The 12,294-nt window shown below is 48.5% G+C and carries 7 protein-coding genes and 1 pseudogene; 5 read left to right on the forward strand and 3 right to left on the reverse strand.

Going from position 1 to position 12,294, the window contains the following annotated elements:
* The first annotated feature begins 68 nt into the window (after positions 1-68).
* The 4 genes from EE36_RS12680 to EE36_RS12700 are packed head-to-tail and all read left to right on the forward strand — an operon-like array spanning position 69 to position 6,029.
* On the forward strand, positions 69-1,406 hold the full coding sequence (locus EE36_RS12680) for a hypothetical protein (protein WP_005852808.1): 1,338 nt from the start codon (positions 69-71) through the stop codon (positions 1,404-1,406).
* The gene (locus tag EE36_RS17505) at positions 1,403-3,541 is read left to right on the forward strand and encodes a hypothetical protein (RefSeq protein ID WP_156785538.1); all 2,139 of its coding nucleotides are present in this window, start codon (positions 1,403-1,405) and stop codon (positions 3,539-3,541) included. The genes EE36_RS12680 and EE36_RS17505 overlap by 4 nt, the downstream gene beginning before the upstream one ends.
* Entirely contained in the window at positions 3,538-5,562 is a 2,025-nt protein-coding gene (locus EE36_RS17510) for a hypothetical protein (RefSeq protein WP_156785539.1), read from the forward strand. The genes EE36_RS17505 and EE36_RS17510 overlap by 4 nt, the downstream gene beginning before the upstream one ends.
* Positions 5,559-6,029: a hypothetical protein gene (locus EE36_RS12700; RefSeq protein ID WP_005852815.1), complete on the forward strand. Its 471-nt coding sequence runs from the start codon at positions 5,559-5,561 to the stop codon at positions 6,027-6,029. Before EE36_RS17510 ends, EE36_RS12700 begins: the two co-directional genes overlap by 4 nt.
* A gap of 480 nt (positions 6,030-6,509) precedes the next feature.
* Here the strand turns inward: EE36_RS12700 and EE36_RS12705 are convergent.
* Together EE36_RS12705 and EE36_RS12710 are read right to left on the reverse strand one after the other, a co-directional pair.
* Positions 6,510-7,393: pseudogene (locus EE36_RS12705) on the reverse strand (IS3 family transposase); the annotation flags it as partial.
* Position 7,394: 1 nt separating this feature from the next.
* Positions 7,395-8,545 (reverse strand): IS3-like element ISSusp1 family transposase gene (locus EE36_RS12710; protein ID WP_156785540.1). Its coding sequence is split into 2 segments (ribosomal slippage): positions 7,395-8,311 and positions 8,311-8,545, totalling 1,152 coding nucleotides; the frame shifts between segments, so codons are not numbered across the junction.
* A gap of 100 nt (positions 8,546-8,645) precedes the next feature.
* On the opposite strand from EE36_RS12710, the gene EE36_RS12720 reads away from it, so the two are divergent.
* Positions 8,646-9,977 carry a hypothetical protein gene (locus tag EE36_RS12720; protein ID WP_005852823.1) on the forward strand — a complete coding sequence of 444 codons (1,332 nt, stop codon included), beginning with the start codon at positions 8,646-8,648 and terminating at the stop codon, positions 9,975-9,977.
* A 683-nt stretch (positions 9,978-10,660) separates the two neighbouring features.
* Here the strand turns inward: EE36_RS12720 and EE36_RS12725 are convergent.
* On the reverse strand, positions 10,661-12,271 hold the full coding sequence (locus EE36_RS12725) for a reverse transcriptase domain-containing protein (RefSeq protein WP_039912263.1): 1,611 nt from the start codon (positions 12,269-12,271) through the stop codon (positions 10,661-10,663).
* Positions 12,272-12,294: the final 23 nt, after the last annotated feature.

A 12,294-nucleotide genomic window follows, 5' to 3' on the forward strand; every position in this document is an offset into this window, starting at 1 on the left:
CATTGACTTTGGTTAGGCTGCGCGTATTCTGCGTGCAGTCTAAAACCGATTCAAAGGCAAGTTGTTGAATGGCATTTTTTGTGGAGCCCAACAACGAGCGCTCGAAAGAGCTTGGGGTGGGGCACTTAGCCCATATTCCTGTTATTTGGACATGCGACTGGAAGCTAATGGAGGAGGCTTCGAAGTTCCTGATCGACCGTGGGACCGGTAAATGGTCCCCCAGCCATAGGATCAGTTCTGAGTATGCTGACAGACGGAAGTTGTCGGCGGGAACAATGCGCAACCTGGGTCGCGATCTGGAGAGCTTCCTTACCTATTGTGAGCGGAGAAGTTTGGATTGGCGGTTGCTGAGTTACGAACACCTCCTCGACACCTACCAATCCGATATGAAATCGGGCTTTCATTTGCTTGGGGGGAGCCCGCTTGCGCCGGGAACTATAAACCGTCGTATTGGGTCCACCTGCGAATTTTTGATGTACTGTGCGCACTATGGTTGGCGCGGTGTTTTCGAAGTTGCTCAAGAAAATGTCCAGAGATCAACAAGCTCGCACAATCATTCAGTTGCTCACCGTCGTGTAGGGAAGGTTCGAAAGAACCCAGCCGAGCTAAGACTGCCATCACGATCCGAAATTAAGATTTGGCTCGATGCCATACTGGATGGTTACGGTGGCGCAGTAGGGGTAACCGCCTACTTGATGTGCCGGATGGTTCTCGAAACGAATATGCGGGCAGAAGAAGTCCTCCTATTCAGAGCCGACCAGCTGCAGAAGGCCCTGAGTGAAAGTCGATCTCGGTCGGATCGGCATGGGGTGTTTGTAAGTATTTGTTTCGGAACGAAAGGCGGTCGAACTCCAGGTGATGATACTAAAAGAGGTATCTCTCGTCGTGTTTTTTTCTCGAAAGAATGGTTGAATAGACTTGACCAGTACTCGAAAATAACTCGAAAAATCGCTTTGATGAGACGTAAGTCAGACCATCCTAACGCCGCCTTGCCAGAAGAGCTTTTTCTATCGCCCAGTACAGGTAGCGCATATTCTTATCAGCGGTTCCGAGAGTTTTGGATACACAAAGGGCTTAAGGTCAATGCAATGCCCTTTGAAGGGTGGACACCTCACGGGGGGCGGCACGCATGGGCATGCTATCAGATGCTTGATAGAATGGACGAGCAGTTCGATAGGCTGAGCGCGGAAGGTCAGATTATGAATGGTAAAGGTCATAAACCCTCACTAGAGCTGACTGTTAACCTTAGCCGTAGCCTCATTGACACTCATATCCGTCCCTTAATGGGGCACATTTCAGCGGAAACTACCGAACTCTACCTTCGGTGGATCGTTCATCAAGTTGGTGCAGAAGAATATATTGGAAAATGGTCAACGTGGTTGGATCATGATGGGGTGGATGAGTGAACAAAGTCACAAAACATCAAAAAAATAGCCGTGAGTTGAAAGAAGCAAGCGCGGACTTTATACAACAAGCTTCAACGATAGGATCGAACTCTCTTAAGTGGGAAGTTGGGGATTCTTCCACAGGGTATTTCGATGTTGATTTAACAAGTCTGAGCGACGGCGACGCTTTAGCAGGCATTCTAGGTAGGCCAGAGCTTGCTAACGAGATTGCGACTCATTTCCGGCCATGGTGCCACGGTAAGGCAAAATCGACAGTCAAAAGGCAGGTGAAGTCGCTTAAGGTCTTCTTCCGATTTCTAACTGACCATCAGAATAATTTTGGCGAGGATATTAGGAATTCACTACAATTGAATTCAGTGCATGGAGAAGCCTTTAAAGGCTGGGTGCTTCTCAATGTGGATGCCAACCTATACGAGAAACGTCATAATATCTTGAGGGTGGAAAAGTGGCTAAATATGGCCAGAGCAATTCACCAAAGTGGAGATTTATTGTGGCCTACAATTGAACCAGGCCGAACCATACAAGCGCATCAAGACGTAGATCCTCGCGCAATTAAGGCCGTGTATACTGTCTCGAAACGTGTAAAGGACGATAATTCTGCAAAACAAATTGAAGGCCTTGAGGTGATTAGTTCTGGTAGAAAGGCCGGAATCGTTAATGACCGAAGTGCAGTTTCGTTGTATTGCCGCTCACGTATACAGAGAAGAGTTTCCGAGGGGGTTGATATTGCGCCTGAAGATGCCCGAATGCTGAGTACTTTTGTAAATAAACGTTTTTACAAATCTTTAGAGCATTTTTACAGACAGCATGTGCCGCTAGCAAAAGATTCACTCGCTTCCTATATGCTAGTGACAATGCACACAGGTTGGCTAGATACTACCCGGGAAATTTGCGTTGTAGACGATGTTTTTAATGAGTATGAAGGGTGGTATGTAGACCGGACGCCTAATACTACAGGTGGGGGATCGAATAGATTAGGTTCTGTAATCATCTTATCGCAGGACCATAGCTCTGCTGATGAGGATGAATTCAAAGACGCAGAAGATGTAATCGCCCAGATAAGCGTACAGCGACCCAAAACGGGACGCCTTGTTAGCGCTCTATCGAATAAAAAGTCGTTATACCATCCGTTTCGCGTGATTAAGGCTCAAATCGAGAGAACAAGGTTTCTTAGACAGCTTTTACGCCAAATTCGCAGTGAAATTTTATCCATTCCCAATGGTTCCATTACTCAGAAAAAAAGCTTGTTTGAGGTCGAGCGCAAACTTCGATCACCTTGGATCTTTTGGAACCCTAAGGGGCTTGGTCATAAGGCGGTTGGTATTATCAACGGGGCCGATCCAGTTGCAGCTCAGTTCAAAAGGCACATGGTTCCTGAGGTATGCAAACACCTAGTGCGCAAACAAGATCACGACCTTATAGCCTCAATTGAGGCGCTCGTCCCTAGCGATATCCGCGACGGGTTTGCTTCCTTCCTGTATGATAGCTCTGGTGGAAACATATTCGTCGTACAGCACGGTCTTGGTCACGCTAGTGCTAGCACAGCACGCCACTATCTTCGGCAAAAGAGGCAGATTAGGGAAAATTTTACGGTCTATAGGAAAATGTGTCAGACAGTTTTCAGCGAAGTGCGTGAAAATCGCCAAGTTGACCCAACCATCATCAGCCTAGCTTCAAGTCCTCTTGGTGTGGGGAATCGGGATCGTGAGCTTTTGAGAAAGTTTCGATCTCGCTACGGCAACGGATGCGCCGACCCAATCAACCCACCTGGGAATATTGCTCCAAATCATATTTCAGGGTCGTTGTGTGCCACACAAAGGTGCATTTTATGCAGTCACGCTCGTCTTACTCCCGATGCCATCCTGCCTCTCGCAAGGCGATTAGCCGAATTGAAATCGTTGGCGAGAGTAATACCAGCTCAGCGATTTATTACATCATCTTTCGAACTGGAAAGGCAAGCGATTGAGATCGTTCGAGAGGAGACCTATGCTAAGTATAGAGAGATGTTCGACAATGAGCTTAAATTACACACACAGGCACTATTGAATGGAACCGAAAAAGTATTTGATGATATGCCCCTTGGTACTATTCCTGCAATGATTGAAATTGATAAAACTGGCGGACTGCCCGAATGAAGACCTCTGTCTCTTATTGCCCGTCTTTTGAAGATTACTCTTCAAAGATTTTTGCGAAAGAAAATGATCTAAAATCAGAAAACATCTGGACGGTGCCATGGGGAGATATCGCTCACGTTCCGATTTTACCAGGCTGTAAGATGGATGACGACGTAATAGTTGTTCCCGAAGAATGGGTGCCACTTAACAAGCGGCATTTGGGAAAAAGAACAATCGATTTTAGTAAGGCTGTTCCGGCGGGCTGGTCGCGAGACGATCAGAAAAGCGAAATGGCGATAAGACGATTGAAAAGAATATGTTTCTTAGATCTAACTCAGACAGTCAGTAGTAAGAGGGGGCGGTCCTCCCCTTGCCAGCCATTAACTTGGGTATCAAAAAGTAAGCTTTTGCTAAATGTGGCAAAAGATGCGTTGTTAATGCAAGATCGTCGTCCAGCAGACCCATCAAGTTGCTCAGATGGTGGTCCCATTTTCCAGAATTTGACTCCTGAGATGTTCGCAATACTGCGGTCGCAGCATAAAAATTTTTTCCAAATGAACGTTGCTCGCCTGAACGGTCTCAAAAGGTCAGACCGATTTGATGATTGGCCGGCTATTGATGTGCCAAGTTATCGGTTTGATCAAGAAGTTATACGTCCTTTCTCAGATGCTGCGCTTACGCAAATCCTTCGTGCGTGCTTTTTCTTGGGTGACATTCAAGAGGATCTTGAAAATTGCTGGCGCGAAATATCCTCTATCAAAGCTGATGCAAATGGGCGGACAAGCAAAAGGTTTCTGGAGCCTTACAAAAAGTCAGTTCTTGCTGAATGGCATGGTAGGATTCTCCATCCTGGGTTTCATTTTCCTTTTGCCTTCAATGTTACGTCAACCGACCGGAAGTCGGAAGCTATCAAATCTTGGCCTCTTAAAACCCCCTCCAGCATTCATTCCTTTCTAAGGCTGTGCCAAGCAGCAAATGCGCAGATTGTTCATCTAGCGATGGCCGGCCGTGTTGGAGAATTGATTTCGCTCCAACGCGAGCCACTTGAGGTCTTCAACGGGAATGGCCTTCTAAACGGCTTCACATTTAAGCAAAATGGCTCTCTTACTGGAGTGCAGCGGCAGTGGCCCATACCAACCTTCGCAGTCGAAGCCATACGCCGCCAGACTAGGCTGCTCACCACAATGGAACACCTAGGGGCCGGGCTTTGGATGCTAAACCACAATAATAAGTCTGGCTCAGCGGCTCTTGACTCAGTCATGACCCATTTCGGAAAAAGAGTGCAGTTACTTGATGGCAGAACTTTAGAAGATGTAGACAACCTCTTAACGTCCCATCGGTTCAGGAAAACAATGGCGCGGTTAGTTGGGCTTACGCTAGAGGGGGCTAGCGGGGTCCTATATGATGTTCTTGGACACACGAATATGGATGTAACTCTCGGTTATATGCTTTCTGACCCAGAGTTTCAGGCTGATGCAGACTTGGTGCGGCGTGAAGTCCAGGCCGTCCGCCGCAAAGAAATAGCAGCTGAGCTCGACGATTGTGGGGGACTGGCAGCGGAATCAATCCGAGAAGCACGAGATGAGTTACGCGCGCGTGGGATTCACGAAGATCTTGGCGAGGACAACGTCGAGCTGCTCGTTACAATTATGCCGGCTTTACAACAGGTGGGCCCAAATCGTTTCTGTACGGCGACATCTAAAGACAAAGGCCTTTGCTCAAAAGTTACTGGTCAGCGAGACGTGGGCGCTTGCAGTTCGAGCTGTATGTATCGCTTAGAAAGAGCTGCGGCTCGCAAAGACGCAAAAGACGCAATTCACAGTGCCCTCGATGTCATGGCGACCGACAAAAATATAGGCACAAGAGCATTTTACCAAGGCCAGATTGTCGCTAAAATTGCCGTTTTTGACGGTCTAGTGGATGAATTCACTGGTGATCCTCGTCTGGCGCAGGCCTTCGATGGATGCGACAGGAAACTTTTTTTTGCCAATCTTAGACCAGAAACACTGAAGAATTTACTCGCGCAGATAGGCCCTACATGAGTGAGAAAAAAAATTCAGGTACTGATTTGACACGATACCAAAAGGAGCGTTCCAAGGAGGCCCGCGCATCGATACTATTAACCCTAAGGAAAATCGAGAAGGAACTTTCAGACCAAGGCTTTTATTCAGATCCCGAAGATAACACCAAGGAAAAAAGACTTACTTTATCTGAGATCCAGAAGCGTGCCGGTGTGAGTGAAGCTTTTCTGCGCAATGAAAAGCATCGTGACCTCCGAGATATCGTTCAAGACTGGCTACATGTCCAGAAAAGCAAGCATACTACAACAAAGTCCCGAAAAAAGAAGGATACGCGCGATAAGATTGAGTTCTATGAAAAAGCTTTGAGTAGTGTTTCTTCGGAGGCGCAAGCTTGGCTTCTCGAAAAAGCCCAACTAAACGCGGAATTAGAAAAACTAAGGAGCGAAGTGAGATTAATAAGATCGAAAAACAAAATAGTCAGAATATAATAAAGAAGCGCTAAGGTGAGTGGCACCATCATTAAACTGAGTGGGTAACAAGGATATTCAAATAGTGATGGTGGAAGTTTAGTTTTAGAATTGATGAAATCTTTGAAGATTGAACTTTTTATGTCGTAGACAATGAAACTTATTCCTTCACGGCGGCCTACTGTAAGAAGTATGACGATTTCAGCTGCAGAAAAATCCCTTCAGGCAAGAACTGTTCGAATGCAATATTCATACCTGGCCCAAATGCCGCACTGCGACTTCCCAAAACTGGCAATTTATGAATTTAGCAGCATTCTAGATTGGTGAAAGTCAGCTGTGCTGGAAGAGGCTGATGTTTGTTGCAGTGCATCATACTTGGCCTTACCGATGCCGCAGTGAGCTACTCCCCATTAGTTGGACAGTATCTGGCGAGAATTAAGCTACTTTTTGCACCTGCTGATCGGGGTTGTTTGTGTCAATTCTCTGCCAATAGACCACGGCAGGTGGTTGGCCGCCAAGGGCAGCATGCGGTCGCTTATGATTGTAGAACTCGATCCACTTTCTGACGCCAGCCTTGGCTTCTGACCCGGTCTCCCAAGCATGCAGATAGACGCACTCGTATTTCAGAGACCGCCAGAGCCGTTCGACAAAGATGTTGTCGAGAAAGCGCCCTTTGCCGTCCATCGAGATGCGCACGCCTGATCGCCGCAGCCGATCCGTCCATGCGAACGATGTGAACTGGCTTCCCTGATCCGTATTCATGATCTGTGGCAAACCAAATTTGTGGATGGCCTCGTTCAGGGCGTCGACGCAGAACTCTGCTTCCAGCGTGTTTGATATCCGCCACGCCAACACCTTGCGGGTGTGCCAGTCCATGATGGCAACCAAATACAGAAAGCCTCGCCGCATCGGTAGATAAGTGATGTCGGCGCACCAAACTCGATTGGGCCGGTCCACGCGCACCCCACGCAGCAGATAGGGGTAAATCTTATGGCCTTTCGCAGCCTTGCTGGTGTTGGGTTTCTGATAGATCGGCATGAGGCCCATCAGTCGCATCAAACGCCTGATCCGCTTTTCGTTCACCAGATGATCTTCATTGCGCAGATGCCATGTCATCTGACGCACACCGTAAAACGGGGTCTCCAGGAACTGCTTGTCTATCAAGCGCATCAGATCAAGGTTCATTTCGCTCTCGTTCTTCGGTTCATAGTAAAATGACGACCGCGAGATCGACAGCAACGCGCATTGCTTGCCGACAGACAGATATGGGAGGTTCGGCTCAATCATCTTGCGCCTCACTTGACGGTCTAGGGTTTGAGCTTTCTTGCCAAAAAATCGTTGGCGACGGACAACTCCCCGATCTTGGCATGAATAGCCCCTAGTTCCCTAGACACCTTCTTGGTTCACGTTGAACTGTCTGTTTTCGAAGTCGACAGGCGACAGCATACCGTTTCTGACATGTTTGCGTTTCGGGTTATAGAACATTTCGATGTAGTCGAAGATGTCCTGTCTGGCCTGCTCGCGGGTCTTATATGTTCGACGCCGGACGCGTTCCCGTTTGAGCAGGTTGAAGAAGCTCTCAGCGACCGCATTGTCATGGCAATTCCCGCGCCTGCTCATCGAGTGTTCGATATTGTGGGCCCGCAGAAACGCCGCCCAGTCCCTGCTGGTGTATTGGCTGCCTTGATCCGTGTGGATCAGGACGCGTCGCTTAGGTTTGCGTCGCCAGACAGCCATCAAAAGGGCTTGCAGCACGAGGTCTGTTGGTTGCCGCGATTGTGTCGCCCAGCCGATCACACGTCGTGAGTAGAGGTCGATGATAACCGCCAGATAGAGAAACCCCTCATAGGTTTTGATGTAAGTGATATCGGACACCCAGGCGGTGTCTGGCGCTGTCACATCAAACTGCCGGTCTAACGTGTTGTCGACGACGACTGACGGCCGTCCACCATACTTGCCCGGCTTACGTTTGTACCCGATCTCTGCGCGGATCCCAGCCAAACGGGCCAACCTAGCAACACGGTTTGGGCAACTGGTCTCACCCAGCTCCACCAGATCGTCATGCAGCTTACGGTATCCGTAGACCTTGCCACTGTCGTTCCAAGCTTCTTCGAGCAGCTTGATCTGACGCGCATCCTCACGCGCACGGTGGCTTAATGGATTTTTAATCCATGCATAGAACCCGCTGGGATGGATATTGAGGCAACGACACATCCTGCGTACCGAATACTGAGGGCGGTGCTCGGCAATGAACGCGTACTTCACCTTGCATCCTTTGCGAAGTACGCGGCCGCTTTTTTTAGGATGTCGCGCTCCTCCGTCATGCGCGCCAACTCACGCTTGAGCCTGCGGTTCTCAGCTTCATGGTCAACAGATGATGTCTGTGACCCAGCTTTTGCGTAGAGCTTCATCCATTTGTAGAGCGAATATGTACTGACGCCCAACCGTTCCGAAACCTCGCGAACGGCATACCCCCGCACTGTTATCTGATGGACTGCATCGCGCTTGAAATCATCACTGAAATTTGGCTTCCCCATAACGGCCTCCTTGCCTCAAAGTTAGGGAAGAAAGCGTCTACAAATCTAGGGGCTATTCAATCGTTCAGGGACAGTTTCGGGATACCTAGATGAAAACCTTGTGGATGTCCTCAATACGGGAATTGATCTTGATTTAGATCGTCTTGAGGCACTTGATGTTGAAGTCGTAAGCCTTGCCGATGTCGCCGATCATCATGCTGCCGCAAAATTCATTATTGAGAACGCCCTATATCGTGTTTCATACAATAACATTCGACATGTTATGGCGCTGAGCGCTAACGCGGCGATACCGGCCGGTCTTGAGACCTGCAATTTCTCAACCATACGCGAGCTTGGTGCAAAACACCTTCAAGACCATATTGAGGAGAATTTTAGCACCTACCTAACGGATGTTGTGCTGCCGTTGGAAGAGAATACGTATGAGAACAAAGCCGCAATCATATTCGTCCTCGAACGCGACGATGTTGATGAAAGAGTTTTGACTGAATTTCTTGTGAAGCAAGACGCGGTATTCGAAAGTTTGGATGAGGTGCCAAACCGTTTCTACTCTACACTCATCGAGCACAACATGATCAAACCCAAATGGGAGAACCTGATCCGCTACACAGGTCATGAAAACTACCGCGGCGATCTCCTGACAGCCTTCATGCAGGAAAGTAGCAACAAACAGCGCCTCCAGATGGACAACTATGAAAAGAGCACGGATAGCTTGGCGCTTAGTCGCTTCATTCTCAAGAATGAAGCGTTCTCAGATGCCGAGCTACGGACATATTTGAAAATCGTTCCTGCGACGTTCAGGGCTTTTCCAGAGGAAGAAAACGCCTCTAGGCGCCAAATTTTAGCAGAAGAGGGTGTCATCGCCTTCAATGATGATACGTTCGGCGCGGCTTCAGAAGAAGACGATTTGTTGATCGCTCTACTAACTAATCATATTGACGCGTTTCTAAAGAAGAAGTCTGACTACGTTGTTGGAGATCGAATTTTGGCCGCGCTGCTTGAGAAGGAGATATCCGAAGCCCAGAAGCTTGAAATTGCCAGTGACATCAACACCAGCACTGTATCAACCGATCCCCTAATTGCTGCTGTCGTTGGGCCGGTGTTTGATCGTTCTGACGTCGAGTTTAAGGATTTCGATTTCAAGTATCTGAATTCGATTATTACAAACTCCTCGCCGACAAGGGTTCAAATCTCTTTGCTGAACAAGTGCCATACCGCTTTGAGTAAAGGCCAAGTCAGGCAGATCATTGAGAGCCTGCCCTCGCCGTATTCAAAGATTTCCGAATATTGTGTTTTCCCCAGAATCGAAAATACAGAGCAAAACCAAGTGCTGGCAGGATGGCTTGAACGGCGGGAAATCATCTCGTCATGGAGCGAAACCTTCCTTGGCGATATCCGCATCAATACTTTCAGACGATTCCGCAGCGAAAGCTAAGAAGCAAGGCGATGGGCTTTATAGGTGGTGGTTTGGACGTTTCGCGGTTTTACACAGTCCCTTCGATAGCATTTTTCAGCAAAGTGGCGGTGACGAGGTGGAACTCCAGGCACTGGATGGGCTTGCAACACACGAATTCTAGTGGTCATTGGTCGGTTAATTGCTCTCAAACGCTCACATTAACGGAAAGACTAGATTTTCACCTTGGCGCGTGCGCAGCAATCTGGCGCTTCGTCCGCGACGTGTGAATTCGTTGACAACACAATTGAATCCCTGAACTCAATGTCCCAAATTCGGGCTGCGCCTGCAGCATCGAGAGGATGTGGCAAATGACGGCTTTGGGCCGTTCGCGTAGCCGCTTCCCCACGCAGGAAGGGCGGAAAGGAGCCATTCGCTGCGTTGCAGCCTGCAACTCACTACTTTTTCACAGCTGACATTCAAGTTTCACGTGTTGAGAAACCTTGAGAAAAAATTGGCGCATTCTATGAGTTGAGGATTGAAAATCCTCGTGTCAGCAGTTCTATCCTGCCCCCGGGAACCACTTAATATTAATGAAACCAGCTGCTTGGATGGATCGCTAAGGTTTGCGATCATAGTTGATTTTCTTGTGGGTATTATTGGGGTAGCAAACTGAGCGGAAAGCAAACAACCTGTCTGGTAACTCTGAGTAAACTCATCATCGTTTACGGAAAGGTTGCTACCCATGCTTTCAGCTCGGAAATCGCAACAGCAAGCTGCCGTTGCGGAGAAACGCTTCCATCTTTTGTAACGTAAGCTACTGGGCCGCCTTTGTGGATGATGCCAAATACCGCATGATCCTCATCCATTAAGGGACCACCAGACATACCTTGCCCGAGCATCTGAGAAACCTCGATCAGTGGAACTGCGCTCTTGGTAGTAAGGGAGCTAATGCTTCCCTGTCTAACGTTGAGGCGGTCACCCGGGCCATAGGTTGGGAAACCCGCAGCGAGGGTGTTGGTTCCAACTGTCACGGAGCCTTCGAATGCTTCCAACCCGAAGAACTCGGTCGAGGGAATTAAGTGTTCGAGAATTGCTAGGTCCCGATGTGCGCAAATGTGTTTGATCGTTACCTTGAATTTGTTGGATGTTCTCAAGGGATGGAAAACTTCGATTTCCGATGCACCGTTAACGCAATGGGCAGCCGTCACAAGCCCAACACCGTCCAAGAAAAACGCCGTCCCAGTATCGTCGTCGGTTTCCACCACCCATACTGCTCGGTCAAAAATTTCATCTTTAGTTGGGTGGACCTTGATCGGGCTCGCAGGAAATGAAGCGTTGTAGCGCTTGGCCAAGCCGCGAAAAACTGGATCAGATTGTCCCTTCACAAAACCAATCCATGAAATCTTGCCCTGAAGGTGCGCTTGAACTTTGCACGACTTACCAAAGCGCGTTTTCAACTCGGCCTGAGCGGCGGCCAAGCCGGTGGTTTCAACCCTGAATAACGCAGAACGGACGTTTCGGACATACCTTCTGTCCACGTTCAGACCTTCATTGATCTTTATTCCTGTAACCATCCTGCGCGAATTCTTGTCAGCGTAGTGAACTTTCTCTGGATTCAACTCAAACCCATTATTTTTGAAGATCATACGCAGATCATCGGACAGCTTTTCAAGGGCGAGCCTTCCAGGGTCGGGGCGATCTCCCTCGAACAAAGCTGTCGGAGGTTGGAAACTTGAAAGCGTAATGTCATCGGCATATCGCGTGTAGAGCAATCGATGCTCTTTGGAAAAATTGATTAAAGTCTTGTCAAGCCGGAAACAGATCATGTTGGAGATCACAGGGCTAGAAGGTGCTCCTTGAGGCAAGCATCCATTGTTCGAGCAGATTCGAGCAACTATCGCAGCCACGTCCGCATCAATACCGATGCTTTCGAGCAGGCCCTGTACGCGCGCTTCTGTGATCGTTGGAAAGAAGTTTTTTAGGTCAACGTTGAGAATGAACCGACGGCGCAGGTGCGACTCGGCGTTTGTCCTTACTGATCGATCTGGAACAAAGCCGTGAACCGGATTTCGGGGCTTGTATAAATTGGAAAGACTGCAAGCGATCTTCTTTTGCAGCATCTTTAGACGGTCATCAGGAGCGCTAATTAGTCTATTCTTTCCTGACTTTTTGGAAATATCGAAATGTGAGTACATTCGCCCACGAAACCACCAAATCTTCCTAAGTTCAGCAGGGGAAACACCAAGGTATTTAAGAAGTTCGCTTTCGCTCGTTAGCTCAGGTGGAATTTTTGTTCGGCTCGTGCCGCCAAATAAATAGAATGGACTTGGCACGAGGTTCCCCTCCAATCACCCCA

Origin of the sequence: Sulfitobacter sp. EE-36 (assembly GCF_000152605.1) — a bacterium.
In the GTDB taxonomy this organism is placed as follows: domain Bacteria; phylum Pseudomonadota; class Alphaproteobacteria; order Rhodobacterales; family Rhodobacteraceae; genus Sulfitobacter; species Sulfitobacter pontiacus.